This window comes from Companilactobacillus insicii (genome assembly GCF_003946015.1).
GTDB classification, from domain to species: domain Bacteria; phylum Bacillota; class Bacilli; order Lactobacillales; family Lactobacillaceae; genus Companilactobacillus; species Companilactobacillus insicii.
In genome coordinates this window covers 1-26331 of sequence record NZ_RHNU01000020.1, presented here as the reverse complement: position 1 = coordinate 26331, position 26331 = coordinate 1, and the positions used below count along the sequence as shown (strand labels likewise).

The window sequence follows — 26331 nt, the reverse complement described above, 5'->3', positions numbered from 1 at the left end:
ATTTGAAAACATCCTTTCTAGATTAGTATTCTTCAAGAAGTGCTGATACGAATTTTGAGTTGTCACTGTAATCAACTGGGATATCGATTACTACAGGACCAGGTGTGGCGAAGGCCTTCTTCAAGGCATCTTTTAGTTCAGCGTTGGTTGTTGCATGCATACCTGTTGCTCCAAAACTTTCAGCATATTTGGCGAAGTCAACATTACCAATATTAACACCAGCATGACGACCGTACTTAGCTTCTTCTTGGAATTTAACCATATCGTAGTAACCATCATTCCAGATTAACTGTACGATATTTAAGTTAAGACGAACAGCAGTTTCGAGTTCTTGACCTGAGAACAAGAAGCCACCATCACCAGCAACTGATACGATTGGCTTTTCAGGACGTTCTAATGCGGCAGCAATTGCCCAAGGAAGTGCCACTCCGAGTGTTTGCATACCATTGCTAAATAGTAAGTGACGTGGTTTGTAACTTCTGAAATGACGGGCCATCCAGATGTACAAACTACCAACATCAACTGTAACGGTAGTATCGTCGTCAACTTGGTCTTGAAGTTCTTTGATGATTGCTAGGGGATGAACACCTTTTTCAGGGTTCTCGGCAGGTACTTCATCTTGAGATAGGAAGTTTACTTGCATTTCGTGGAGATGCTTCTTCATGTCGTCACTAAGTGAAATATCAGCAGGCAAGTTGTGAGCAATATCTCTCATAGTCTTAGCAATATCAGTTTGAACAACTAAGTCAGGTTGATATTCGTTTGAAATTTCTGGAGCAATACTGTCTAAGTTGACAACTTCGCCTTGACGATCAACGTTCCAAATTCTGGCTTCATATTCAACGGGATCGTAACCTACAGCGATAACAAGGTCACTTTCTTTAAGAATGGCATCACCAATTTGGTTTCTAAACAATCCTACACGTCCGTAGTAATTCTTTTCGAGATCACGTGAGATTACTCCAGCACCTTGGAATGTTTCAACAACGGGAATTGAGAACTTGTGTAGTAAGTGATGAATTGATTCAGTCACTTCTTCACTTGAAGAACGCATACCGGCTAAGATCACTGGTAATTTAGCATTCTTGATTTTTTCGATGATTGCGCTAACGATTTCGCTGCTAGCACTACCTTGCTTAATAGGAGCTAACTTCTTGATTTCGGGAACAGTTACTTCGTCGTCTAGGACATCCTTTGGAAGTGAAATGAATGTAGCACCAGACTTAGGAGCCATTGCTGTTTGGTAAGCATTCGCAAATGTTTCGGATAGGTTGTTAGAATCTTGAACTTCAACACTATCTTTTGTTGCGGATATCATTAATTCCTTACTTGGAATACTTTGGTGAGTTAATCTTGAAACGTCATTACGGGGAACTTGTCCACCTAATGCAACGACGGGGTCACCTTCAGATGTGGCTGTGATTAGGCCAGTGGCTAGGTTAGATACACCAGGGCCAGAAGTAGTTGCGACTACACCAGGTTTACCAGTTAAACGGCCGATACCAGATGCAATGAAGGCAGCGTTTTGTTCGTGATGAGTGATGATCAACTTAGGAGCCTTAGGATTATTGCTGTGCTCCATAAGATCGAATAATTTGTCTACCTTAGCACCAGGAAGTCCGAATACATACTTGACTCCTTGGTTGATCATTGAATTGAATAAAGCTTCAGAACCGTTTTTCTTCGTTGACATTAAGATGTCCTCCTTGAGATTCATTTAGTGTGATGTTATTGTTATTAACATAAATCGTTTGTGTTGATTTGTCAACACGTAAGACTTGGAGATAATTATGAAGAATATCGGATACCTTGCACAGGATATTTCTATCCTGCATAGACAATATTACAAAGATACAAGAGAACAATTTGATGAACTAAAACTCAATCCAACTGCTGCCTGTATCCTATTATCGATCGGTGATTATCCAGAAATAAGTCAGAATCAAGTTGCCAGATTATTGGTCGTCGATAAGGGATTAGCAACACGTGAGATTAACAAAATGCAAAAGTTAGATTACTTGAGTAAAATCGATGGAGCAGGAAAGGTTAAGAATTTGTTGCTAACAGAAACTGGCCATAAAGTTGTTGATAAGATTCAGCAGATTCGAATAGATTGGTGGGCTGAGAGATTCGCTGACACCGGCATTAGTGCTGACAGTCCTTTGGTTAGTGCAATTGAAACTGTTGTTGATGGAATAACTGATTCTAGGGATGAATGAATTTGTAGTGGTCCTTTGAGACAGATGTTAAAATATATTTATAGTAATTTACGAAATGCTAGATCAATTGAAATTTACTGAGAGGTGAATTTAATGGATAATACATTTGAAATCAATAAATCATTAAGAGAAAAAAGTAATCCTTGGAAAAATGGGGTATTAAAGAATCATGATTTTAGAAAAGATATAAAATTTCTGGAATCTGACATTAGGAATGAGAAATCAGTGGGAAAAGAAAAAATATCATGGACTTGTAATTCAGATATTTGACGAACAAAAAAATATCCTCTAGCCTTAATATATAAAATAGTTATTAAATCATATATAAATTAAGAATAGAGGAAATAAATTGACTGTTAAAATTGGTGTAATTCTTGGAAGTACTAGAACAAAATCTCTTGGTGGAAAGATCCTAAAATACTTACAAATAACGTTTAAGAGTGATAATGACGTAGAATATACTTGGTTAGATCTTCGTGATTATGAATTACCATTATATGATCACGAGGAGACACCTTTAGAAGAACACATACATGACTTGAACACAATTGAAGGTAAGTGGCTTGATGCTCTTGCCAAACAAGATGGCTATATTATTCTTGCACCTGAATATGATCGAGCAATTCCGGGTGGATTGAAGAATGCCCTAGATTTGGTAGGCCCAGAAACCGCTCGTAAACCGGTTCAAGTTATTGCTTATTCACATTTCAGTGATGGTGGAATCGTTGCCGCTAACTCCATCGTTGCAATATTGCAAATGTTGAAGATGATAGTATTACCTGATCCAGCTCTATTGTGGTTTGCGGATAACAACTTTGATGATAATGGTAAGTTGATTCCTTCAGATGATAATAGCGAACACTTTGCTAAGAGATTGGATGAGAAGTTCCATGAGGTTGAATTCTATAGTCGAGTTTTAAAAGAAAATCAGTATAAGTAGTAAAAAGCGTTACAAGAATCAAAATAAATTCTTGTAACGTTTTTTTTATACCAGTATACCTTCGAAATGATCCATCTCATGTTGAATTATTTCGGCCACGAAGCCATTGAATCTCTGTGTATGTGAATTAAAATTCTTATCAAGATACTTAACTTCGATATTTTGGTAGCGAACAGTTGAACGCTCACCGTCTAATGATAAGCATCCTTCTTCAGTAGTATATTTACCTGATTTTTTGGTGATAACCGGATTGATCATAGGAACTGGAATAGTACCGAGTTCGAAGACTAATATACGCTTATTGACACCAATCATATTGGCGGCCATACCCACGCAATGTTCCTTGTGGAATTCCAATGTATCTAATAAATCTGTAACGGTATTTATGTCTTGTTTAGTAGCAGGAGTGGATTTTTGCGATAGTAACGTTGTGTCACGATTGATCGGTTTAATCATAAGTTCACCTCATAAATTGATATATAGCAATGATACAATAACATTAATAACATAACGAGGGGGTACTACCATGAACCTACTATTCGCAATTGATGATAACGTGGTCGATCAACTGTTGACGACTTTGTATTCTATCCAAGAAAACACGCCTAAGGAATCACTATCCGTGTATGTGATTCAAAATCCTAAACTCAAACAGACTGATAAAATTAATGCATTTTGTGAGAAGAATAAGATTGAATATCATCCGATCATAATAGGGGATGAATTATTCAAGGATGCCCCAACAACGGATCGTTATCCTGCAACAATCTACTATCGATTACTGGCACAAGAATTCTTGCCCAAGGACATAGATAGAATATTGTATTTGGATGTCGATATTTTGGTTATTAACAGTTTACTTCCATTATATAATCTGAGCTTTGATGGTAATTTGTATGCGGCCGCTAGTCATTCCGCATTGACTAGTGATGTGACAGACCCTATCAATAAGTTGCGCTTGGGAAATTATGAAGCTGAGAGTTATTACAATTCAGGTGTTCTATTGATGAATCTTCCACTTATACGTGAGCAAGTACATGCAAAGGATATATTCAAATATATTGAAGATAATAAATTGGCATTATTCTTGCCGGACCAAGATGTATTAAATGGATTGTACGGACATCAATTCAAGCAGGTTCCTGATGAAATCTATAATTATGACGCTAGAATGAGCACTATCTATCAGGCACTTGGCGCTGGTGATTGGGACTTAGACTGGGTTATTAAACATACGGTAATACTACACTTTTGTGGTCGTGATAAGCCTTGGAAGCCAGAGTATCGAGGACGTTATTCTGGATTGTATAAACACTATGCTTATAAGGCTTCAAAAATATAGTTACATTTTTATAACAAAGATAATTATGTGGTCGTGTTGTGATAAGATTTAGGTAATTTGTATAATTTATAAATTATAAAAAAATGAATATAAGATACATATTATTCAAACTAATGTGTATAATATTACGTGTATGGTGACTGAATACATGCAATATTGCTTATTTTAATGTTTTTAAGACTGACTAACTTGGCAAACTGACAAATTTACCGTTGAGGCCATATTAGGTTGGTGATATTCTTAAACTAACACATTAATATTCATAATGTATATCGGGGGATTTCAGTGGGATCAGAACAAACAATAAGCATGGTGCAGATCATTGCCATACTTCGTAAACATATAAGAATGATTTTAGGGACAACGTTTGTTGTTACATTAGCGGTAGTATTCGTTACTTTCTTTGTGATGGCACCAAAATATCAGGCTACAACACAGCTATTAGTTAATAGGAAGTTATCTTCTGAAATGCAAGGTGCACAGTTGCAACAAACTCAAGCTGATGTGCAAATGATTAATACTTATAAGGATATTATTACAAGTCCGACTGTTCTTAAGACTGTGGACAAAGAAGTGAATAACTATCCAGGTTATCCTGGTTCAATGAGTGCTTTAAAGAATGAGATTTCAGTAAGTAGTCAACAGAATTCACAAGTGTTTTCAGTGACTGTTAAATCCACTGATCCATATACTGCTGCTGAAGTTGCTAATTTGACGGCGAAGACTTTTAAGAAAAAAGTCGGCAAGATTATGCGTATCGATAATGTTTCGATTGTTTCACCAGCCTCTATTAATAAGAAGCCAGTCAGCCCGCGTAAGACGCTCAATCTTCTAGCTGGAATTATAGTTGGGTTGTTATTAGGAATTGGGTTTGCATTTATTCGTGAAATTACTGATACAACAGTAACTTCAGAGAAGTTCTTAACAGATGAATTGGGTCTTACTAATTTAGGTATTGTTAATGAGATTGACCAAGAGGAAGTTAAGAAGCGTATTTACCGTAAGCAAGATCTTCATGGATCAAACAATTCTGGTTTGGCCACAGAATCTAGCCAAAGGAGAGTGTAGGCCATGACATTTAATTTGTTTAATCGTAAAAAACATAAAATTGATAATACCAGTTTGAAGTACGGTATCGGATTGGTCACATATACAGATCCTAAGGGTATGATTTCAGAACAATTCAAAACAATTCGTACTAATATTCAATTCTCATCAGTTGATAAGAAGTTAAAGTCATTGTTGTTCACTTCTTCTGATCCTTCTGAAGGAAAGTCGACGATTAGTAATAACGTTGCTGTGACTTGGGCCGATCAAGGATCAAAAGTTATTTTGGTTGATTCTGATTTGCGTCGTCCTACAGTACATAAGACCTTTGGCGTAAGTAATCGCAAGGGATTATCTAATTATCTTCTGGGTAATGCGACGTTAGATGAGATTATCCAATCTACTGTGGTCGATGGATTGTACGTAATAACGAGTGGACCAGTACCACCTAATCCCGCTGAATTGCTGGGAAGTATGCGTACACAAGATTTGATAGTTAGATTAGTAGACAAGTTTGACTTACTGGTACTCGATGCACCACCTGTAAATACTGTGACTGATGCACAAGTTCTAGCTGCACAAGTAGACGGTACGATTCTAGTAGTTCCACAAGGAATTGCGGATAAAGCTGGAGTACTTCATGCCAAAGAAGCACTAGAAACAGTCAATGCTAATATCTTGGGAGCAATAATGAATCGAGTAACCGAACAAAAATCCGGTGGATATTACGGCGGTAGTTATTATGGAGGTTACTACGGTGGATATTATGGAGCTGATAATAAGAAATGAAACTAATTGACTTACATTGCCATATTTTGCCAGGAGTAGATGACGGTGCCAAAGACCGGACGATGGCTCTTAAGATGGCCGAAGCGGCTGTAAATCAGGGTATTAGTCATATCTTATTGACGCCACATCATATGGATAGCCATTATACCAATCATAAGATTGATGTAATTAAAGAAACTGGAGCTTTTCAACAGGATCTAATTGACAACAATATTCCATTGAAGGTATTTCCAGGGCAAGAAGTACATCTAACAGGTGAATTGCTGAAGGCTATCTTCGATGAAGATATTTTGTTCATGGATTCAGGTAATAGGTACTTATTGTTAGAGTTTCCACATAACGAAATACCCGAATATACCGAAAACATGATATTCGAGTTAACATCACGTGGAATAACACCAGTGATAGCCCATCCAGAGCGTAATCAAGGATTCCAAAAAAATCCAGATAGATTGCATTCTTTCGTTGAAATGGGATGCTTAACGCAACTAACCAGTAGTAGTTACTTAGGAGTGTTTGGTAAGAACGTCCAATCACTCACTGAAAAAATAATAAAGGCAAATTTGGGATTTGTCTTTGCATCAGATGCTCATAACTTTAAGGGCCGTCGGTTCATGATGCGTGAAGCTTTTGATAAGCTTGCAAAGCAAGAAGGATCTGAAGTTGCCGAGAGATTTAATCAAAATGCTAAGAATATTTTGAATGGGGATAGCGTCGAAATTGGTGATATAAAACTGATTTCTGATGTTAAAAAGAAAAGATTTTTTGGGCTTTTTTAAAATTCTCTGTGTAAGCGAAATCACATATTAAGTAGTAAAAATAATGCCAGTTATTTTGATTGTGATTTCATAAATTCGTGTGTTTTCTGAGGGGGAAGCAAATAATGGAGTATTGGGATGATCGGGTTGATACCAAGTATCAACAGAGTCGCTATATTTATCGAAGTATTAAACGAATATTTGATTTTGTGGCAAGCTTAATTGGTTTGATATTGTTGTCACCATTGTTCTTGATTGTCGCCATTGCTATAAAAATTGAAGATCCTCATGGACCGATATTTTATACGCAGACTCGATTGGGTAAGCGGCAGGAACCATTTGAAATGTATAAGTTCCGTTCAATGGTGGTTAATGCTGAAAAACTAAAGAAAAAATTATTGAATAAGAACGAAGTTGAAGGTGCCATGTTCAAAATGAAGCATGACCCACGTGTAACTAAGGTAGGTAGTTTCATTCGTAAATATAGCATCGATGAGTTGCCACAATTAATGAACGTATTAACAGGTGAAATGAGCTTGGTTGGACCACGCCCACCCTTGCCTGATGAAGTAAAAAAATATTCAAGTTATGACAAACAACGATTAACTGTTAAACCGGGATGTACCGGACTATGGCAGATAAGTGGTCGTAATGATGTTGGATTTGAAGACATGGTTCGTTTGGATCTTGATTACATCAATCATCGTAATGCCAGTTATGATGTTTTAATTTTATTTAAAACTGTTGGTGTATTTTTGTTTCCGAATGGAGCTTATTAATAGAAATTTATTTATGAGGAAGTTTAGTTAATGAAGGTATGTTTAGTTGGTTCTAGCGGGGGTCATTTAACTCATCTGTATCTCTTGAAAAAATTCTGGTCAAAGGAAGATCGGTTTTGGGTGACTTTTGATAAAGAAGATGCAAGAAGTATTTTAAAAAATGAAAAGATGTATAACTGCTATTTTCCTACTAATAGGAATATCAAAAATCTAATTAAGAATACCTTCTTAGCCATAAAGATTTTGAGAAGAGAAAAACCAGATGTTATTATCTCGTCTGGAGCTGCAGTAGCAGTTCCTTTTTTTTATATAGGTAAACTTATGGGAGCTAAGACAGTATATATCGAAGTGTTTGATCGAATGGACAGACCTACCTTAACAGGTAAGCTTGTTTATCCAATTACGGATTTGTTTGTAGTTCAGTGGGAAGAAATGAAGAAGGTTTATCCTAAAGCAGTTAATCTTGGGGGTATATTTTAATGATATTTGTTACTGTGGGTACACATGAACAGCCATTTAATAGATTGATCAAAAAAGTTGATCAACTTATTGGAGATGGCAGTATAAATGATGATGTATTTATGCAAATTGGATATTCAACATATAAACCTCAAAATTGCAAATGGTCTGATTTCATTAGTTATAGTGATATGACTAAGTATATGAGGATGTCGGATATTGTCATTACACATGGGGGTCCTGCAACATTTATGCATTCATTATCGATGGGGAAAAAAACAATTGTTGTTCCAAGACAAGAAAAGTTTCATGAACATGTAAATAACCATCAATTTGAATTTGCAAATAAAGTTTCAAATATTGGTTATAAAATACATGTTGTGGATGATATTGATCAACTATTGGGTGCTTTAAACAGCAAATCAAGTTCAATAAATAGGATCAACTCAAACAATGCTCGCTTTGTAAATAAATTAGAATATCAGATACAAAATCTTTAGAACTTTATATTAGTAATGAGGATGAAATATTGAAAGTCGGCATATTATCAATGCAACGTATTGTAAATTACGGATCATTTCTTCAAGCTTATGCACTAAAAAAGATTCTTGAAGAAGAAGGAGCAGATGTTGAATTTGTTGATTATCACGTTGATCCTCCTGTAATCGGTAATAAAAATCAAAAAGGTAACAATTATATACGTAAGATAAAAAAGGGATTAGGTGTCTTCAAATATGATGCACCATTACTGCATAAAATAAAATTTATCTTGTATAAGAAGAACTTCTCAAAGAAGAATCTTCCAATTTTAGGTATTTCTAATAGTAAAAACTATAATCCTAAATTGGATTGTTTAGTTATCGGGAGTGATGAAGTATTTAACTGTATACAGAGAAATCCTGATGTTGGTTACTCTCTTGAATTATTTGGAAAAAATAATAATTCTAGTAAGCTAATAAGTTATGCTGCCTCTTTTGGAAATACAACTATTGATAAATTAAAAAACTATGGGAAATGTAAGGAAGTTGGTGAATTACTAGATGGATTCGATACTATATCTGTTCGTGATAGTAATTCTGCCAATATTGTCAAAACAATATCAACTAATTCACCAGTTTATAATGTTGATCCAGTACTTGCTTATGATTATTTAGGTTGTAACGATTTAGTCCCTAAGATTAAACAAAAAGAAAAATACCTACTTCTATATGCATATTCAGGAAGAATAACTAATATTGAAGCAAATTGGATATCAGTTTATGCGAGAGAGAAGAATCTAAAGGTCTATGCAATTGGTGGAATCCAAAAATGTGCGGATAGATTTATCTCATGTTCTCCATTTGAAGTATTGTCATATTTCGAAAATGCAGATGAAGTTATTACTGATACTTTTCATGGAAGCATATTTTCAATCATTACTCATAAAAGATTTACAACACTTATACGTAAAAGTGTGGGTAGTTCTTATGGTAATGAAGAGAAACTTACAGACTTATTACATGTGTTTAACCTTGAAGAGCGAATGACTACTTCGATTGAAGATGTGGGTATAATTAATAGGAAAAAAATTAATTATGATACTGTGGATAAAATCTTGAATGTTGAGAGAAGAAGAACGAGAAATTATTTGAGAAGGGAAATCTAATAAGATGTATACCGAGCTTAAGGCATATCAAATTATAATAGCATTACTAAAAAAGTGGGGAATTAGTCATTGTGTTTTATCTGCCGGAAGCCGAAATGTTCCGTTTGTACATTCAATTGAAAAAGATCCATTTTTTCATTGCTATTCGGTTGTAGATGAACGAAGTGCTGGATACTTTGCATTGGGACTCTCTCAAGAACTAAATGAACCGGTGGTTATTTCATGTACATCTTCTACCGCAACAGCTAATTATTGGCCACCAATGGCAGAAGCCTTTTATCAAGGTGCACCTATTATAGCTTTGACGAGCGATAGAGATCCTGCAATGCTGGGCCAATGGGAAGATCAAATGATTGATCAAGTTGGGATGTTTGACAGGCATGTAAAAAAATCAGTCAATTTACCAATTGTGAATAATAAAGATGATGAAATATTTTGTCAGAGATTAGTTAATGAAGCACTTTTAGAATTAGATCATAATGGTACTGGACCAGTTCATATTAATGTACCAATGAAATCTTATAATAATTCGTTTAATGTAAAAAGGTTACCTGATGTTACAAAGATTGATCGAATTAACATTATTGGTGATAAATCGTTATGGGATAAAAAAGTAAAAAAACTAGAACAAGCTAAAAAAATATTAGTTGTTTGTGGGCAAAATGTGCATGTATCTAAAAAACTAGAAGATAATATTTCTAATTTCTTTAATATTTTTAATTCAGCGGTAACAGTAGAGTACACATCAAATATTCAGTTTGGCAAGGCTATTAATTCTTCTGTAATTATGGATTCAAGATATGTTACTCGCAAAAAAGTTAAGGAATTACTTCCCGATATTGTGATTTCATTTGGTGGAAATATAATGTCTGGAATAAAGGAACAGCTGCAAAAGTTTGCTGGTGATTTTGAACATTGGTCAATACAACAAGATGGAAGAGTTGTAGATGTGTTCAAAAGCATTACAACCATATTCGAGTGTACCCCAGAGTATTTTTTTGAATACTGTAACAAAACATCCGCCAGTAAAAAAAATGATTTATCATATTATAGTTTGTGGTCCACTTATGAAAATAATATTGTGATTCCAGAATTTCCGTACTCACATGTATATGCAATTAAAAATGTTGTTGAGAGAATACCTAGCAATTCATTATTACATTTAAGTATCAATGATAGCATTAGAATAACTAACTTCTTTAAGTTGGCGCCTAATATTAAAATTTATGCAAATATTGGTACGCACGGAATTGATGGATGCTTATCATCTTTTCTTGGGCAAGGTATTGCTTCACCCAAAAAACAAAATTATTTGATTATTGGTGATTTATCATTTTTTTATGGAATGAATGCGATGAGGCTACGTAATATTGGTAAGAACTCGCACATATTATTGATTAATAATGAAGGTGGATCTGAATTTTATTTCAATAAAATGTGGAAAGATGAAGCTAGTGATTTGCACACAACTGCTAGACACCACTCTACTGCCGAAGGATGGGTTAAATCGAATAATTTTGAATATTTGTGTGCTCACGATAAGGATTCTTTTGATCGTGGATTAACAGATTTTATGAGCGAAGACACAAGTAAACCTATATTTTTTGAAGTATTTACTGAAATGAAACATGATGCAGATGTTATTTATGATTTTTTTGATTTAAGTCGTCCACGTGATTTAAAATCAGAGTCCATTCGTAGAAGTAAAAAAATTATAAAATCTACGATTGGGGAAGATAGGGCTAAGAAATTAGCAAGTAAATTTAAATTCAAATTTTAAGAGGGTTTACTTAATGGGAGTAAAGAGACTTATAAGAAAAATTGCCAAATTTATTTTAACTTCTCAACCTGAAACTGCAACTTATGTTAATATATCTCAAATTAATTACGGTGGAATACTTAATAATAAGAATATTGTGATAACTGGTGGTAGTAAAGGCTTAGGATTCGAAATGGCTAAAAAGTTTCTACATGAAGGTGCTCGAATAGTTATATCTGGTAGAAATGAAGCTACTTTAAAAAAGGCTGTTTCTGAATTAGGAAATGGAGTTCAGTATATTGTATCTGATGTTTCCAAAGTAGAGTATGTAGGGCCATTTTTGAAAAAATGTGAAGATCTGTTTGAAGGATCTATTGATTGTCTAGTTAGTAATGCTGGAATCTCGTTACATGAAAATAATTTTGAAAACGTTACTGTTGAAGGCTTTGATAAACAATTTAATACTAACTTTCGAGGTAGTTATTTTTTGGCTCAAAGCTATTTAAAAATGAAATTATCAGAAGAAAATTCATCAGGTCAATTGCTTTTTATATCTTCGGAAACTGGTGATCAAATGTATGACATACCATATGGACTTACTAAAGCTGCATTAAACAGTCTTACAGGTGCATTAAGCAGAAGAGTCTACAGATCAGGTATAAGAGTAAATGCTATTGCACCAGGAGTGACATTATCTGACATGACAAAAGATTATGCTGAACCTTTAAATGGTAATCTTTCTAGAAATTGTGCATCAGGAAGACTTTTTTTACCTGAAGAAATAGCTGAAGTAGCTTGTTTTTTGTTGAGTGATGCTTCTAAATGTATTTCAGGAGAGGTTATTCATTGTAATGTCGGAAATCATTTAAAAACATTTTGGGATAAAGTGGACTAGTTTAATGCAAAGGGTTGAGGATGGACGAATTATGAATAAACCTATTAGAATATTACATATTCTTCAAAGAATGGAAGCCGGCGGAACCCAAGCTTTTTTGATGAATATTTATAGAAATATAGATAGAAGCAAAGTACAATTTGATTTCTTGGTTGAATATAATGAAAAGCAATTTTATGATGACGAAATAAAATTGCTAGGTGGTAAAATATTTTATACTTCTTTTAGGGAAGATTTTAATATTTTTAAGTTTAATGAGTATCTAAATTCCTTTTTTCAATCGCATCCTGAATATAAAATAATACACGTGCACACGTATAGTATTGGATATTTTTGTCTTAAGGCTGCTAAAAAGGCTGGGGTCACAGTTAGAGTAGCACATTCACATAGTAATGAAACAGTACATGATTATAAGTATTTACCTAAATTGTTAATGCAACGAGTTTATACAAAGTATGCAACAAACTTGTTTGCGTGTTCTAATGATGCAGGGAAATATCTATTCAAGCATCGAAAATTCGAAGTTGTTAGGAATGCGATTGATTCAAGAAAATTCAAATTTAATGCATGTAAGAGAAATAATATTCGTAAAGAATTAAATTTAGATAATAAATTTGTTGTTGGTCATGTTGGAAGATTTCATAAATCTAAAAACCATATGTTTTTAATAGATGTATTTAAAGAAATAAAAAAATATAATAACAATTCTGTTCTTTTATTAGTAGGCTCTGGACCGGAAGAGCAAAGAATTAAGGAAAAAGTTGAGAAGCTAAATTTATCTGATTCAGTGATTTTTTTGAGTAATAGAAGCGATATGGACTATATTTATCAAGCTATGGATGTTTTCGTGTTTCCATCCTTATTTGAAGGGTTAGGAATAGTTACAATTGAAGCCCAATGTTCGGGTATACCGACTCTATGCTCGGAAAGAATTCCAGCAGATGTAAATATAACACCATTGTATAATGAATTGAGTTTGGATTTGAGCCCAAATTATTGGGCCAAATGTGCAATACAAATTTCAAAAGATAGTTATGCTCATCATGATATGCAGAAGCTAGTCATAGATTCTGGTTATGATATTGTAGAAGTGTCTACAGCAATGCAAAATTTTTATATAAAGAGTTATATTGAGTCGACTTTATAGCTTTAATTTATGGGGGATAATACTATCTTAAATAATCCATTTTTTTCAATAATTGTACCGGTTTATAATACCGGTAGGTATTTAGAATACTGCATTAATTCTGTAGTCAATCAAAAATTTTGTGATTATGAACTAATACTTATAAATGATGGTTCGACAGATAATTCTATGGATATATGCAATTACTATTCTGATAATTATGATCAAATAATTGCTATAGATAAGATGAATAGTGGTGTTTCTGAAACTAGAAATGTAGGTATTGATGCCGCCAAAGGAAAATATATTGTTTTTTTGGATTCTGATGATTTTGTTACAAGAGATTTTCTTAACATTTTATATAATAATATTGTTGTATCTTGTGCAGATGTTCTTTTTTTCAATTTTTATATTTCAAAAGATGGTAATAGTTATGAACATAAATTATCACATTATTTTTCAGTTCCTAGAAAATTAAATAAGGAGCATTCGTTTAGAAGCATTTTTGATAAAATGGGTTTTGGCGGATATTCATGTAATAAAGTTTATTTAAAGTCATTAATTAGCGGAATTAGTTTTGATAGAAATATATATTTTTTGGAGGATGAGGTGTTCAACGCTGAAGTTTTAAATAGGGCGGATAAAATTTATTGTATTCCGGATTCTATATATATATATAGACAAAGAAAGGACTCTATGGTCAATTCAGGATTAACAGAAAAAGGGTTAACTTATTTCGACGCACTTGATATGTTAGAAAAAATTGTCCCTTATGAATTTAAGAAGAATGTTTATTTATTAAGGAAGATAGCTCTGATAAGTTTTGGAAGTAAATCATTTTTACACAATAAAGAATATTTTTATAGAATGAAAAAAAAATATGCAGAGCAAGCGAATATTTATGATAATTGTCAAATAATTGGCGCATTTGAAAAGATTGTGATAAAACTTGCAAACAAAAGCTTTATTAGTGCTGTTATTTTATTTAAAGCTAAAAGTAGCATTGTTAAAACTAGAATTTACTATCTTTATAAAAATGAATTGTAAGAAAAGTTTGAGGAATATCTTTATGGGAATGTATACTGATAAAATTTGTGCGGTTGTGGTTACTTTTAACAGAATTACCTTACTAAAAGAATGTCTGTTTGCATTGGAAAATAGCAAACATGTTAATCATATTATTATTGTCAATAACAATAGTTCCGACGGTACGTCTAGCTATTTAGAAAAATTGTCATTAAGTAAATATATAATTATTAATTCGAGCGTTAACTTAGGAGGAGCCGGCGGGTTTGCACTAGGTGTAAAAAAAGCTTATGAGTGTACGACTGATGATTATTTTTGGATCATGGATGATGATACAATTCCAAATTTGGATGCATCTGATATTTTATTAGAAAAGGCAAACTTTTTAAATAATAGATTTGGTTTTTTATGTAGTAATGTTAGATGGACAGATGGATCTGCATGTAATGTGCCTAGGGTTGAAAAAAAATGGTCAGAGATGATTTCTGATGGATTAGTAAAGGTAAGTCATGCAACTTTTGTTTCTGTGTTTTTTAGAAGGCAATCAGTAAGGAAATACGGTATTCCCACTAAGGAATTATTTATATGGGGAGATGATACAGAGTTTACGATTAGAATATCTCAACATATATCTTCATATTTTGTGATTAACAGTATTGTCACACACAAAACTGAAAATAATGTATCAGACGTTACGTTAATTGATGATACGTCTGACAGAATTAGTAGGTATTATTATTTATATCGAAATTTAGTTTATATCAGTAAAAAGTATAAAAATAAAAGGAATACATTGAAGATGATTATTAGTAATATGATGTATGCTCTAAAAGTGATTGTTAAATCTAGAGATAATAATGTTAGTAGATTTTGTGCCATAATTAAGGGCACTATTTCTGGATTGATTTTTAATCCTAAAATATCTCGTATTAATTAAGTAGTATCATATTTATTAATGGGGCAAATAATATATAAGTTCGGTGTGAGGATAGATTTATGGAAGATAATTACTTAATCGTAGGATCGGGATTGTTTGGTTCAACCTGTGCATATGAGATAGCCAAAAATGGACTCAAAGTAAAGATTATTGAAAAACGTAATCATATAGGTGGTAATATATACACCGAAGAAATTAAAGGTATTCAAGTTCATAAATATGGTGCACATATTTTCCACACAAGAATGAAAAATGTTTGGGATTATGTTAATCAATTTGCTGATTTTAATAACTACATCAATAGTCCAATAGCAAATTACAATGGTGAAATTTACAATATGCCATTCAATATGAATACTTTTAACAAATTGTGGGGTGTTATAACTCCTGATCAAGCTAAGAAAAAAATTGAAGAACAGAAAAAAAGTCTAAATTTAAATGGTTCACCTAAAAATTTAGAAGAACAGGCATTATCACTTGTTGGACCCGATGTCTACAAGAAGTTAGTCAAAGGATATACTGAGAAACAATGGGGACAGTCAGCTACTGTTTTACCGGCATTTATTATTAGACGATTACCTGTCAGATTTACATATGATAATAATTATTTTAATGATCCTTATCAAGGGATTCCAATTGGCGGGTATACACAAATTGTTGAAAAAATGCTTGATAATAAATTAATTGATGTTGAAACGGGAGTCGATTTTTTTGACAATAAGGATGAATATCTCAATTCAGATTGTAAGATTATTTACACTGGTATGATTGATCAATTCTTTGATTATAAATTAGGTGAGTTAGAGTATCGTAGTTTACGTTTTGATACTAAAATAAAGGATACCGATAACTATCAAGGTAATGCAGTTGTTAATTATACTGATGCAGAAACACCTTACACTAGAATAATTGAGCATAAGCACTTTGAGTTTGGTAATGGTAATAAAAATAAAACAGTTATTACTTATGAGTATCCACAGACTTGGCATCGCGGTGACGAACCGTATTATCCAATTAACAATAGGCGGAATAAGGATCTTTATATGAAATATGTAGAGTTGTCTAAGACAGAGGCACCAAATGTCATATTTGGCGGCAGATTGGGACAATATAGGTATTACAATATGGATCAAACAATTATGTCCGCGTTACAAGTAATACGTAAGGAATTTGGAGAATAGTATTTTATGAAGGTTGTAAGAAATTACCTTTATAATGCATTTTATCAAGTATTTATACTACTAGTACCGTTAGTAACAACACCATATCTAGCAAGGGTTCTAGGACCAAAAGGGGTCGGAATTAATTCTTATACTAACTCGATAATTCAATATTTTATATTATTCGGTAGTATAGGAGTCAGTATGTATGGAAATCGTCAAGTTGCATATGTTAGAGGCGACAAAAAAGAACTAACACAAACATTTTATGAAATATTTATTATGAGAATGGTTACTATTTTATTGGCATGTTCTGTGTTTGGAATATTTTTGTTAAGTGTTACTGAATACCATATTTACTATTTAGCACAGGCTGTTTCTATTATTGCTGCTGCGTTTGATATTTCGTGGTTTTTTATGGGAGTTGAGAATTTTGCAGTTACCGTATTCAGAAATTTGATTGTTAAAATTATTACTCTTATAAGTATTTTTACATTTGTTAAATCATATTCGGATTTAACAACATATATTTTGATATTATCTTTGTCTTTATTATTTGGTAATTTGACTTTGTTTCCTAGTTTGCGAAGGTATATTGGTTTCCCAGATATAAAGAAACTAAGTGTATGGAAACATCTTTTACCATCTTTAGCGTTATTTGTTCCGCAAATTGCTACACAAGTGTATTTAGTGTTGAACAAGACCATGCTTGGATCGATGATATCGGTTCAAGCAGCAGGATATTTTGATCAGTCAGATAAGATGGTTAAAATGATTCTAGCCGTGGTCACGGCTACTGGAACTGTCATGTTGCCGCATGTTGCTAATGCGTTTGCCAATGGGGAACATGAAAAAACCAAACAATATTTGTATAAAAGCTTTAATTTTGTTACAGCCTTGTCAATTCCAATGATGTTTGGGTTGATTGCTGTAACACCTAAATTTGTGCCGCTATTTTTTACAATCAAGTTTATTCAAGTTGTACCCGTAATGATGATAGAATCAGTCGTAATTTTACTGATTGCATGGAGTAATGTTATTGGAACGCAGTTTTTGTTACCCACACAAAAAACTAAGGAATTTACAAAATCAGTTATGTTAGGTGCAATTGTTAACTTGATATCCAATATTCCACTTATAACGGTATGGGGAGCTATTGGAGCTTCTATTGCAACTGTTATTTCTGAGCTTTCGGTAATGTTCTATCAGTTATTTATTGTTAGAAATTTGGTTGATTATCAATCGTTGTTTTTAGATTTCTATAGATATCTTTTTTCTGGGTTAATGATGTTCTTGTTACTAAAATTAGTAGATCCTATTTTGCCGATGTCTTGGGCTTCTATTATCATAGAAATTATTATGGGATTGATTGTTTATATTATTTTTCTTATTATTTTGGGTGTTCATTTGATTGATGATTTGATTAAAATTATTAATAAGGTTTGAGTGACTAAAGGTGGGCCATTTCCCCAAAAAGACCCTTACTCATGAATGAAATACTTTTTAAAATCTTGAATCGATAATTTATTAATGAGGTTAAGTTCTATGGAAAATAAATATAAACGAAGTAGTTTGATGGTTTGTTTGGATTATTTATTGGGATTTTTTTTAATAATGGAATGTAATACTTTATATTCTTCTTCACATAGTAATTTATTTACAGATACCATTATTTTATTGCTCTTGGTATTAGATTTTGATAGTCTGGTTTATCTTTATAAAAAAAGAATAAACGTAGTTCCATTATTTAAGAGTATGATTGTTTTTTTATTGATGATGTTTATTTTTCTGATTTTTAGTTATCAGATATATCCTTTTAGTTATGGGATACTTAAAATATATTTGATTATTCCAGTTTTAAGTGGTGTATATTTATATGGACTTTTGAAAATGGAATATGGCGATAATTTGTTAATGATAATAAAAAAAATCATTTTTTTATTATCATTGATTTCACTTTTCTTTTGGTTATTATCAATTATAAATGTTCCCACTAATTCGTCCGTAATTAATGAGTGGTCTGGTGGTAGAACGATACTCGGTTATTTTGGATTGCATTATATTGCACAGGGTAGTATTGATTTTTTTGGTATGAATGTTATAAGAAATACTGGTATTTTTGTTGAGGCTCCAATGTTTTCTTTTATTTTAAGTGTTGCATTATTAATATCCGTATTTTTAAATTCAAAAAAACATTTTTTAAATTTTGAAAGAATTATTTTGATTTTAACTATTATCTCTACTACGTCTACGACTGGATTAGTAATGATAATACTGTTATTGATTTATTACTTGTTTTTTATAAAGAGTGTAAGAATACCGATAATTAAGTTGTTTTTTACTGGAATAATTGTGCCAGTTTTAGTGATATTGTTAATCTTTGTACTTTCTGATAAGTTGGATAATTTTTGGTACTCATCATTCAGTATTAGAATAGACGATTTTAAGGCAGGGTATTTGGCGTGGAAACATTCGTTGCTTTTGGGTAATGGGATTGGAAATGATTCATTAGTAAGCGGTTATATGGATCCGCGTAGAATAAATAATGCACTTTTATTAAATGATACTTCTTGGCTGGGTGTTTCCAGTGGACTAATGAGAGTATTATCCTATGGTGGTCTTTACTTATTAACGTTTTATTCATTTTCAATTATATTTGTGCTTAAATTGTCTAAAAAATATTTTGGAATGGCTTTTATGTTGTTTGTATTATTTACATTTACAGTCATTGATAATACGTATATTTATATTTTTCTACAGTGCTATTTATGTATTTCCGCTGTTTTGAGTAAAGAAAAGGATTATGAAAATATAGTTATATCTTCACAATAGTTGAAAGTTTAATATTCAATGATAGGAGAAATTTAAAATTTTTATTTTAAATATTTTTATACAATGAAGATTAGAAATTCTGCAATTGAATGGTTAAGAATTTTAAGTATGTTTTTTATAGTATTAGGACATTTTGCATGGCAAACAAATTGGTCTTTTAATGCTACAAATTTGTTTTTAAAATCTACTATTGAAATTCTGTGGATTGGTGGCAAACTTGGTGTTAATATTTTTGTGTTGATTTCAGGCTATTTTTTAGTCAATTCTAGGTTCAAATGGAGGTCTTTTTTTAATGTTTGGTTTGTTTCATATTTTTATGCAGTTATTATATATATAATAACTTTAGTTTTTAAAATTGAGAAATTCAATGTTAAAAACCTTGTTAAAACATTGTTTTTATCTAGTACGGGATACCTTAATTGGTTTGTTACGGCATACCTAATAATGTATATTCTTAGTCCGTTTTTGAATATAGCTTTTAGAAATATTGATAAGTATCAATTTAGATATTTATTGATTATAATGATGACCATATTTTCCTTTTTTACTACTGTATTCAAAAATCCGTCTGTCGGTACTAATGGAAATGATGCAATGTGGGTTATGGTTGTTTATAGCTTTGGATCATATATAGGCTTGTATGAAGAAGACTTGAAAAGGTTCAAAAAATCAATTTATGGACTGTTACTAGTTGGATCATTACTACTATCTGTAATCTCCATTTATATGATAAATATAGTGAGATCAAATTTATCGTTATTTAGTGGTACTCAATCGTATGCGGATTTTGTAAATGGAACTAGTCCTTTACAGCTTCTGTCTGCAATAAGTCTTTTCATTCTAGTGTTGTATGCTAAGCCATATACTAACAATATTGTTAATAAAATTGCATCTACATCATTTGCTGTTTATCTAATACATGCAAATTTATTAATAGTAGATTGGTTATGGATTACTGTCGTTAATGGTAGTAAATATAGTAATAGTTATTTTGCAATTTTTTATGGATTGGGCGTTTCTTTAATAATATATATTTCTTGTAGTTTAATTGATTACATGCGGCAATTTATATTTGGAAAATTTCAAAATCGTATAGTTACTTCTCTTAGCGAAATTGCAAGGGAGCTCATGAATAAATTTAATATTAAAATTTGATCATAATATAACATTAGTCAAAGGAGGCGGATAAAAAAAATATATTAATTTCTTCATAAACGGTATAAAATCCGTAATAAAAACGTATAATGGAGATATGAATTTGAAGTTCATTATCAAAAATTGTATTTTGTAAATGAAGAATATGATTTTTGAATCATATAGGGGGAAAACATATGCAAAATAGACACAAGAACAAAAAGAGTCGCAACTTAAGAACATTGCTAATTGCATTTCTTCTTTTGTTTGTGTTCGGCGGTGCAGCTATGGGTATGTCAAAATACCGTAGTGTAAAAGAATCTGTTAATAGCTCATTCCAATCATCTGGAGTTAGTGCTCATGATGTTGGCACTAAGCTTAGTTCAAAGAGACCTATTTCCATTTTGATTATGGGTACAAATTCTGGTTCAGCTAAGTTAAACAGAGACTATAAGGGTCATACAAATAGTATGATGGTTGTTACTATTAATCCTAAGACTAACAAGACAACCGTTAATAGTATCTCAGGTGAAACAGCAGTTAATATTCCTGGATATAAGAGTGCTTCACCAGCACCATTGAACAAAGCTTATGAATTAGGACAAGCTGGAGCAAGTGTTAAAACTGTTCAAAGCATGTTAAATGTTCCTATCGATTTTTACGTATTACTCAATGTTGGTGGCTTGAACAAGGTTATCAATGAAGTAGGTGGAATTGATGTTACACCTTCATTATCATTTAGCTTCAATGGTTATAGCTTCACTAAGGGTGTTAAGACACATATGAATGGTGCTAAGGCATTAGCATATGCAGGTATGAACAGTAATAATCTTGATGGTGATTACGGTCGCCAAAGTCGTCAACGTGATGTAATGACTGCTATTGCTAAACAATCAGGTTCAATTTCAACATTGTTGAATCAAGACTTCATTAACTCATTAACTGATCAAGTTCTAACTGATCTAACATTCGATAACTTGAAGACAATTGGTACTGATTATCGTGATGCAACTAAGAATGTTACTGAGGATCACTTACAAGGTACAGCTAAGACAGTTAATGGCAAGAGTTTACAAGTTGTAACTAAGAGCGAACTACAACTTGAAACTGATGCTTTGCGTAAGAGCTTAGACTTAAGCAGTGCTAAGACTGGTACCATTGAATATGTACCAAGTACTACTACAACAACTAACTCAGTATATTAATATTTGAATTATAAACGGCGTCTCTGCAAAAGCAGGACGCTATTTTTCTACCCAAAAATTCATTTATAAAAGTAACCATCAAATAAAAATACAAATATTAATGTGATTGAAATATATCAAAATAGCCATTGTATCAGTGGTTAGAGGATGATAATATGCTGACAGAAAAAATATTGTCCATGAGGTATAGAACTACAATTTAAAACTTCATGACAGTACGTGAAAGAGGTAGTGATGACTAAAAGAAATCTATTTTCTATGTCATTTAATATGTTCTTCTTAGCTCTTACGATGATTTATTTTTTTGTTAGTAGAAATATTTTTCCAAGTTATTTTTTCATTGATAATTTAACTATTAAGAACTACATGAACAATGTTTATTTAAGTGACGATAAGAACTTTATTAATACCGCTAAGTTCTTTTTGTTTTTCCATTTTGATCCGAATACATCAGTTTTGATAGAGACATTTTTTTCGTGGTGTATTTTTGCGGCTTTACTTTTGATATTAGCTTTGAAGTACAAGATTAATTTTTTAGAACTTAAGAATTTTATTTTACTAGCTATGTTTGCTTTGTTATTCGGAGCATATGCTGCTCAATTTTCTAAGGAATTAGTTGTTTTCTTCTTCTTAAGCATTATCTTCATGTTTTCACCAGCAAAGCTGCTTAATAAGAACTTAGCCTTATTTGTTTTGGGATACGGGATTTTTTTCAGATCATATTGGATATTAATATTTTTGATTTCAGTTCTATTTACTTATGTAGTTAATTCCTCACATTTGAATAAGTTTATGAAGTTACTTTTGTATTTGGCAACAGTACTTTCTATGGAAATAAGTTATAACTTAATGACTGGTAATTTTCTATCAGATGCAAGATACAGCATTAACAGCGTGAGAGATGTGAGCTTGGCTAACACGATGATCAATAATCCATTGTTCAACACATCGATCTTCACTGATTTTTTTAATTTTTTGTATGGTCTAGTTAATGTTTTTGTACCGATAGATGGCATTAATTCATCTAATGAAATTCTTTATTACGTTTGGATTTGTACGATTTTATTCCTTTGTATTAAGTACTTAAGAAGTAATGAAGACAGAGTAGATTATAAGTTTTTATTCATTTTATCTGTTTTTACCATCCAGTCATTCTTTGAACCCGATGCAGGGTCAATGTTGAGACATCAAATAGTTTTAGCACCGATGCTTTTGTTGTTAATAAATAATAAAAAGAAAGAAGACTTTAATGCCGAATAAAAATGTATATTTTGTAGCCAGTAACCCTTTTAATCCTGACCCTAGAGCAGAGAAACAAATGATTACTTTGCGAGAAGCAAATTATAATGTCAGTGGAATTGGTTGGGATAGGGAGTCTAGTAAAGATTATATATATGAGATGTCTAATTCTATTCGTATACAAGAAATTGGTGTTAAAAGTAGCTTTGGCAGTGGGTTAAAAAACATTCTTCCATTAATTAAATTCAACATAAAATTGTTCATGAAATTGCTTAAGAATAGAAAGAAAATAGATATCATTCAATCTGTGAATCTCGATACAGGCTTTACGAGCTTGATTTTTTCTAAGTTGTTTAGGAAAAAGTTAGTTTATGATATTTACGACTATTACGCTGATGCTTTTCCTGTTCCTAACAAGGCTAAGGGAATAGTTAAAAAAATCGAAAATGTGATTATTAGTCAGAGTGATTTGACTATTTTACCGATTGATTGTCGAAGGGAACAAATAAGTGGATCAAAGCCAAAAAAATTAGAAATCATTTACAATACTCCTAACTATCAAAATAATGGAGGATTGGATAAGTATTTTAGTAAATATGTTCCAGGTAAAATAAACATTTCATTTGTAGGAGCATTAGTACCTGATCGTTTTCTTGAGCAGATAGTAAATGTCGCTCAAACCCGTGATGATATTGTTTTACATATTGCAGGTTTTGGATCGGAGTCGATTGTCAATTCTATAAAGAATAGTGATTCCGTAAATGTTAATTTTTATGGGAAAGTTCCTTATTGTGATGGTTTGGCCATTTCTAATATTTCTGATTTGATGATAGCTATTTATAATCCTGAAGTAAGTAATCATAAGTATTCAGCCCCAAATAAGTTCTACGAATCATTATTCTTGGGTAAGCCAATTGTTGTAGCAAATAACACTGGAATCGATACTTTAGTACGAGATAACGGTGTCGGATATGCCATCGATTATTCAGTGGAGTCATTCCAAAAACTTATTTCTTCGCTCGATAGTTCAGTACTAAAGAATTTTAAATCAGGTAATCAAAAGTTATATAACGATGAATTCAGTTGGGAAAAAATGACAAAAAGAATATTAAGTGCATATGAATGTCTTTAATTAGTTGGTTGGAGAAAATACTGGATGAAAATTGTTAAAAATTATTTGTACAATGCGTTTTATCAAATCTTCATATTATTAGTTCCAGTTATAACGATTCCATATCTGTCTATGGTACTTGGACCTGAGAAGGTAGGGATAAATTCGTTTACTAATTCAGTTATCCAATTATTTATTTTGTTTGGTGGAATTGGAACTAACTTGTATGCAAGCAGACAGGTCGCATTTGTTAGGGATGATAGGCAGAAGCTAAGCAATCTATTTTGTGAGATAGTCATTTTAAGAATAACTATTTTTGTTGTAACGGGTATTTTCTTTGGAATCTTTATGATTTTTACGCGTGAATATCGAGCATTTTATTTAGCACAAGCCATTTCTATAATTGCAGCAATGTTGGATGTTGCTTGGTTCTTCGTGGGTATGGAGAACTTTGCAGTTACAGTTTTGAGAAATATAGTCGTTAAAGTGGCCACTTTGATATGCATATTTATTTTTGTTAAATCAGCCAATGATTTGATGAGTTATATCTTAGTTATTTCTTTATCGCTGGTGTTTGGTAATTTGACACTGATTCCTAGTTTAAGAAGATACTTGGTCAAACCCAAATGGAAAAAATTAGCCATTTGGAAGCATTTTTTACCTTCGTTAGTATTGTTTATTCCTCAAGGTTCATCCCAAATATACGTCCTAATTAATAAGGCGCTTTTAGGTGCTATTGTTGGTGTGACAGTTTCAGGATACTTTGATCAGTCGGATAAGATTATTAAGATGATTCTTGCGATTGTAACGGTAACCGGTGCGGTAATGATGCCACATGTTGCTAATGCCTTTGCTAAAGGTGATCACAATAAAACTAAAGAATGTCTTTATAATAGTTTTTCATTTATTTCGGCGATATCTATGCCAATGGTGTTGGGATTAATAGCCATTTCAAACAAATTTGTGCCGTTGTTTTTTACTAGTAAGTTTATTGCGGTGGTTCCGATTATGATGATTGAGTCTGTGGTGATTTTGCTTGTTGGTTGGAACAATGTTATAGGAATGCAATATTTATTACCGACTAAACAGACTAGATCTTACAACGAATCCGTTTGTTTAGGTGTATTGATTAATGTAGTTCTTGATATTCCAATGATTATTCTATGGGGTGCCATTGGTGCAGCAATTGCAACAGTATTATCAGAGACAACCGTTACAATCTATCAGTTGTGGTCAATTAAATCACAAATTGTCTTCAAGAAGTTATTTAGAGATAATCTCAAGTACATGCTGTCAGGATTCATTATGTTTGTAGTTATATGTTTATTGAATGAAGTATTGAGTGTTTCATGGTTATCAATAATGATAGAGGTCTTTGTAGGTTTGATGATCTATACTCTGATGTTATTTGTATTTAAAGTAGAAATAATCAATAAAGCAAAAGGTTTCTTAACAAAATAATACCCATTGTAAATGAACTTTACACTTCAAAATGTTACCATTAAATACGGAGCCATTGATTTGAATATGCGACTTGAAAGGATGTTTCAATTGAGAACAAATGATTTTTCAACTTCCTCAATATTTGCAGACAATGAGTATTTGAAGAGGGCAATGGGATCTAAGCAATTTGATTTATCTCTGGAGATAATCAAGTTGGAACGTGAAATGCACTTGTCACAAAAAGAAGCTGCCGCTGCATTGAATCTACCTTTGGATAGGTTCTTAAAGTATGAAGCTGGGGACAGACGAATCCCTGAAGACAGATTTCAAAAAATAATTGATGAATTATCTGATTTACGTGACGATCGAAATGGAGTACTTAACTAAAATTGAATATTATTAGCGACTTTGAAGTGCCCTACAATTGTTAGACAAGAAATCTAACGATTGTAGGGCATTTTTTATGACAAAATATGATCCAATCTT

The 26331-nt window shown here is 32.2% G+C and carries 27 protein-coding genes; 25 read left to right on the top strand and 2 right to left on the bottom strand.

What is annotated here, in order from left to right; all coding sequences use genetic code 11:
- Positions 1 to 22: 22 nt before the first annotated feature.
- A complete protein-coding gene (gene alsS, locus EKM79_RS07560; RefSeq protein WP_125567493.1) occupies positions 23 to 1693 on the bottom strand; it encodes an acetolactate synthase AlsS in 1671 nt (556 codons plus the stop codon).
- Between the two features lie 97 nt (positions 1694 to 1790).
- Between alsS and EKM79_RS07555 the strand changes: the two genes are divergently transcribed.
- The 3 genes from EKM79_RS07555 to EKM79_RS07550 all read left to right on the top strand — a co-directional run bounded on the left by EKM79_RS07555 (position 1791) and on the right by EKM79_RS07550 (position 3159).
- Positions 1791 to 2219: a MarR family winged helix-turn-helix transcriptional regulator gene (locus tag EKM79_RS07555; RefSeq protein ID WP_125567491.1), complete on the top strand. Its 429-nt coding sequence runs from the start codon at positions 1791 to 1793 to the stop codon at positions 2217 to 2219.
- 93 nt (positions 2220 to 2312) lie between these two features.
- Positions 2313 to 2489: a hypothetical protein gene (locus EKM79_RS12245; protein ID WP_164506040.1), complete on the top strand. Its 177-nt coding sequence runs from the start codon at positions 2313 to 2315 to the stop codon at positions 2487 to 2489.
- Positions 2490 to 2568: 79 nt separating this feature from the next.
- Entirely contained in the window at positions 2569 to 3159 is a 591-nt protein-coding gene (locus EKM79_RS07550) for an NADPH-dependent FMN reductase (protein WP_125567489.1), read from the top strand.
- 45 nt (positions 3160 to 3204) lie between these two features.
- Here the strand turns inward: EKM79_RS07550 and EKM79_RS07545 are convergent, their stop codons facing one another.
- Positions 3205 to 3615, bottom strand: a complete 411-nt coding sequence (locus EKM79_RS07545) for a peptide deformylase (protein WP_125567487.1) — start codon at positions 3613 to 3615, stop codon at positions 3205 to 3207.
- A gap of 70 nt (positions 3616 to 3685) precedes the next feature.
- On the opposite strand from EKM79_RS07545, the gene EKM79_RS07540 reads away from it, so the two are divergent.
- The 22 genes from EKM79_RS07540 to EKM79_RS07435 all read left to right on the top strand — a co-directional run bounded on the left by EKM79_RS07540 (position 3686) and on the right by EKM79_RS07435 (position 26232).
- Positions 3686 to 4501, top strand: a complete 816-nt coding sequence (locus tag EKM79_RS07540; RefSeq protein WP_125567486.1) for a glycosyltransferase family 8 protein — start codon at positions 3686 to 3688, stop codon at positions 4499 to 4501.
- A gap of 285 nt (positions 4502 to 4786) precedes the next feature.
- A complete protein-coding gene (locus EKM79_RS07535; protein WP_125567483.1) occupies positions 4787 to 5569 on the top strand; it encodes a YveK family protein in 783 nt (260 codons plus the stop codon).
- Between the two features lie 3 nt (positions 5570 to 5572).
- Positions 5573 to 6337 carry a CpsD/CapB family tyrosine-protein kinase gene (locus tag EKM79_RS07530; protein WP_125567481.1) on the top strand — a complete coding sequence of 255 codons (765 nt, stop codon included), beginning with the start codon at positions 5573 to 5575 and terminating at the stop codon, positions 6335 to 6337.
- Positions 6334 to 7116, top strand: coding sequence for a tyrosine-protein phosphatase (locus tag EKM79_RS07525; RefSeq protein WP_125567479.1), 783 nt, complete (start codon positions 6334 to 6336; stop codon positions 7114 to 7116). Before EKM79_RS07530 ends, EKM79_RS07525 begins: the two co-directional genes overlap by 4 nt.
- Positions 7117 to 7220: 104 nt before the next feature.
- On the top strand, positions 7221 to 7874 hold the full coding sequence (locus EKM79_RS07520; protein ID WP_125567477.1) for a sugar transferase: 654 nt from the start codon (positions 7221 to 7223) through the stop codon (positions 7872 to 7874).
- 30 nt (positions 7875 to 7904) lie between these two features.
- On the top strand, positions 7905 to 8354 hold the full coding sequence (gene pssD, locus EKM79_RS07515; protein WP_125567475.1) for a PssD/Cps14F family polysaccharide biosynthesis glycosyltransferase: 450 nt from the start codon (positions 7905 to 7907) through the stop codon (positions 8352 to 8354).
- The gene (gene pssE / locus EKM79_RS07510) at positions 8354 to 8833 is read left to right on the top strand and encodes a PssE/Cps14G family polysaccharide biosynthesis glycosyltransferase (RefSeq protein ID WP_125567473.1); all 480 of its coding nucleotides are present in this window, start codon (positions 8354 to 8356) and stop codon (positions 8831 to 8833) included. Before pssD ends, pssE begins: the two co-directional genes overlap by 1 nt.
- A gap of 50 nt (positions 8834 to 8883) precedes the next feature.
- A complete protein-coding gene (locus EKM79_RS07505) occupies positions 8884 to 9978 on the top strand; it encodes a polysaccharide pyruvyl transferase family protein (protein ID WP_246005651.1) in 1095 nt (364 codons plus the stop codon).
- 4 nt (positions 9979 to 9982) lie between these two features.
- Positions 9983 to 11758 carry a 2-succinyl-5-enolpyruvyl-6-hydroxy-3-cyclohexene-1-carboxylic-acid synthase gene (gene menD, locus EKM79_RS07500; protein WP_125567469.1) on the top strand — a complete coding sequence of 592 codons (1776 nt, stop codon included), beginning with the start codon at positions 9983 to 9985 and terminating at the stop codon, positions 11756 to 11758.
- A 13-nt stretch (positions 11759 to 11771) separates the two neighbouring features.
- Positions 11772 to 12632: an SDR family NAD(P)-dependent oxidoreductase gene (locus EKM79_RS07495; RefSeq protein WP_125567467.1), complete on the top strand. Its 861-nt coding sequence runs from the start codon at positions 11772 to 11774 to the stop codon at positions 12630 to 12632.
- Positions 12633 to 12663: 31 nt separating this feature from the next.
- Positions 12664 to 13779, top strand: coding sequence for a glycosyltransferase family 1 protein (locus EKM79_RS07490; RefSeq protein WP_164506039.1), 1116 nt, complete (start codon positions 12664 to 12666; stop codon positions 13777 to 13779).
- A gap of 9 nt (positions 13780 to 13788) precedes the next feature.
- Complete coding sequence (locus EKM79_RS07485; RefSeq protein ID WP_125567463.1) at positions 13789 to 14805, top strand: glycosyltransferase family 2 protein; 1017 nt, start codon at positions 13789 to 13791, stop codon at positions 14803 to 14805.
- Positions 14795 to 15721, top strand: a complete 927-nt coding sequence (locus EKM79_RS07480; protein WP_246005650.1) for a glycosyltransferase — start codon at positions 14795 to 14797, stop codon at positions 15719 to 15721. Before EKM79_RS07485 ends, EKM79_RS07480 begins: the two co-directional genes overlap by 11 nt.
- A gap of 59 nt (positions 15722 to 15780) precedes the next feature.
- Complete coding sequence (gene glf, locus EKM79_RS07475) at positions 15781 to 16902, top strand: UDP-galactopyranose mutase (RefSeq protein WP_125567461.1); 1122 nt, start codon at positions 15781 to 15783, stop codon at positions 16900 to 16902.
- 6 nt (positions 16903 to 16908) lie between these two features.
- Positions 16909 to 18327, top strand: coding sequence for an oligosaccharide flippase family protein (locus EKM79_RS07470; protein WP_125567459.1), 1419 nt, complete (start codon positions 16909 to 16911; stop codon positions 18325 to 18327).
- A 99-nt stretch (positions 18328 to 18426) separates the two neighbouring features.
- Positions 18427 to 19713, top strand: coding sequence for a hypothetical protein (locus EKM79_RS07465; protein ID WP_125567457.1), 1287 nt, complete (start codon positions 18427 to 18429; stop codon positions 19711 to 19713).
- Positions 19714 to 19776: 63 nt separating this feature from the next.
- Complete coding sequence (locus tag EKM79_RS07460; RefSeq protein ID WP_125567455.1) at positions 19777 to 20868, top strand: acyltransferase family protein; 1092 nt, start codon at positions 19777 to 19779, stop codon at positions 20866 to 20868.
- Positions 20869 to 21044: 176 nt separating this feature from the next.
- The gene (locus EKM79_RS07455; protein WP_125567453.1) at positions 21045 to 22052 is read left to right on the top strand and encodes an LCP family glycopolymer transferase; all 1008 of its coding nucleotides are present in this window, start codon (positions 21045 to 21047) and stop codon (positions 22050 to 22052) included.
- Positions 22053 to 22286: 234 nt separating this feature from the next.
- Positions 22287 to 23312: a hypothetical protein gene (locus tag EKM79_RS07450; protein ID WP_125567451.1), complete on the top strand. Its 1026-nt coding sequence runs from the start codon at positions 22287 to 22289 to the stop codon at positions 23310 to 23312.
- Positions 23302 to 24423: a glycosyltransferase gene (locus EKM79_RS07445; RefSeq protein ID WP_125567449.1), complete on the top strand. Its 1122-nt coding sequence runs from the start codon at positions 23302 to 23304 to the stop codon at positions 24421 to 24423. Before EKM79_RS07450 ends, EKM79_RS07445 begins: the two co-directional genes overlap by 11 nt.
- 24 nt (positions 24424 to 24447) lie before the next feature.
- Positions 24448 to 25863: an oligosaccharide flippase family protein gene (locus EKM79_RS07440; protein ID WP_125567447.1), complete on the top strand. Its 1416-nt coding sequence runs from the start codon at positions 24448 to 24450 to the stop codon at positions 25861 to 25863.
- A 66-nt stretch (positions 25864 to 25929) separates the two neighbouring features.
- Positions 25930 to 26232 carry a helix-turn-helix domain-containing protein gene (locus tag EKM79_RS07435; protein ID WP_211331278.1) on the top strand — a complete coding sequence of 101 codons (303 nt, stop codon included), beginning with the start codon at positions 25930 to 25932 and terminating at the stop codon, positions 26230 to 26232.
- The last annotated feature ends 99 nt before the right edge of the window (positions 26233 to 26331 follow it).

Excerpts from the sequence above, each read along its gene's own strand:
- EKM79_RS07440 (WP_125567447.1), top strand. The coding sequence starts at position 24,448 with ATGAAAATTGTTAAAAATTATTTGTACAATGCGTTTTATCAAATCTTC.
- EKM79_RS07435 (WP_211331278.1), top strand. The coding sequence starts at position 25,930 with ATGCGACTTGAAAGGATGTTTCAATTGAGAACAAATGATTTTTCAACT.
- glf (WP_125567461.1), top strand. The coding sequence starts at position 15,781 with ATGGAAGATAATTACTTAATCGTAGGATCGGGATTGTTTGGTTCAACC.
- menD (WP_125567469.1), top strand. The coding sequence starts at position 9,983 with ATGTATACCGAGCTTAAGGCATATCAAATTATAATAGCATTACTAAAA.
- EKM79_RS07545 (WP_125567487.1), bottom strand. The coding sequence starts at position 3,615 with ATGATTAAACCGATCAATCGTGACACAACGTTACTATCGCAAAAATCC.
- EKM79_RS07485 (WP_125567463.1), top strand. The coding sequence starts at position 13,789 with ATGGGGGATAATACTATCTTAAATAATCCATTTTTTTCAATAATTGTA.
- EKM79_RS07525 (WP_125567479.1), top strand. The coding sequence starts at position 6,334 with ATGAAACTAATTGACTTACATTGCCATATTTTGCCAGGAGTAGATGAC.
- EKM79_RS07450 (WP_125567451.1), top strand. The coding sequence starts at position 22,287 with ATGACTAAAAGAAATCTATTTTCTATGTCATTTAATATGTTCTTCTTA.
- EKM79_RS07455 (WP_125567453.1), top strand. The coding sequence starts at position 21,045 with ATGCAAAATAGACACAAGAACAAAAAGAGTCGCAACTTAAGAACATTG.
- EKM79_RS12245 (WP_164506040.1), top strand. The coding sequence starts at position 2,313 with ATGGATAATACATTTGAAATCAATAAATCATTAAGAGAAAAAAGTAAT.
- EKM79_RS07530 (WP_125567481.1), top strand. The coding sequence starts at position 5,573 with ATGACATTTAATTTGTTTAATCGTAAAAAACATAAAATTGATAATACC.
- EKM79_RS07490 (WP_164506039.1), top strand. The coding sequence starts at position 12,664 with ATGAATAAACCTATTAGAATATTACATATTCTTCAAAGAATGGAAGCC.
- EKM79_RS07445 (WP_125567449.1), top strand. The coding sequence starts at position 23,302 with ATGCCGAATAAAAATGTATATTTTGTAGCCAGTAACCCTTTTAATCCT.
- EKM79_RS07505 (WP_246005651.1), top strand. The coding sequence starts at position 8,884 with ATGCAACGTATTGTAAATTACGGATCATTTCTTCAAGCTTATGCACTA.
- EKM79_RS07480 (WP_246005650.1), top strand. The coding sequence starts at position 14,795 with ATGAATTGTAAGAAAAGTTTGAGGAATATCTTTATGGGAATGTATACT.
- alsS (WP_125567493.1), bottom strand. The coding sequence starts at position 1,693 with ATGTCAACGAAGAAAAACGGTTCTGAAGCTTTATTCAATTCAATGATC.
- EKM79_RS07470 (WP_125567459.1), top strand. The coding sequence starts at position 16,909 with ATGAAGGTTGTAAGAAATTACCTTTATAATGCATTTTATCAAGTATTT.
- pssE (WP_125567473.1), top strand. The coding sequence starts at position 8,354 with ATGATATTTGTTACTGTGGGTACACATGAACAGCCATTTAATAGATTG.
- EKM79_RS07555 (WP_125567491.1), top strand. The coding sequence starts at position 1,791 with ATGAAGAATATCGGATACCTTGCACAGGATATTTCTATCCTGCATAGA.
- EKM79_RS07520 (WP_125567477.1), top strand. The coding sequence starts at position 7,221 with ATGGAGTATTGGGATGATCGGGTTGATACCAAGTATCAACAGAGTCGC.
- EKM79_RS07540 (WP_125567486.1), top strand. The coding sequence starts at position 3,686 with ATGAACCTACTATTCGCAATTGATGATAACGTGGTCGATCAACTGTTG.
- EKM79_RS07495 (WP_125567467.1), top strand. The coding sequence starts at position 11,772 with ATGGGAGTAAAGAGACTTATAAGAAAAATTGCCAAATTTATTTTAACT.
- pssD (WP_125567475.1), top strand. The coding sequence starts at position 7,905 with ATGAAGGTATGTTTAGTTGGTTCTAGCGGGGGTCATTTAACTCATCTG.
- EKM79_RS07465 (WP_125567457.1), top strand. The coding sequence starts at position 18,427 with ATGGAAAATAAATATAAACGAAGTAGTTTGATGGTTTGTTTGGATTAT.
- EKM79_RS07460 (WP_125567455.1), top strand. The coding sequence starts at position 19,777 with ATGAAGATTAGAAATTCTGCAATTGAATGGTTAAGAATTTTAAGTATG.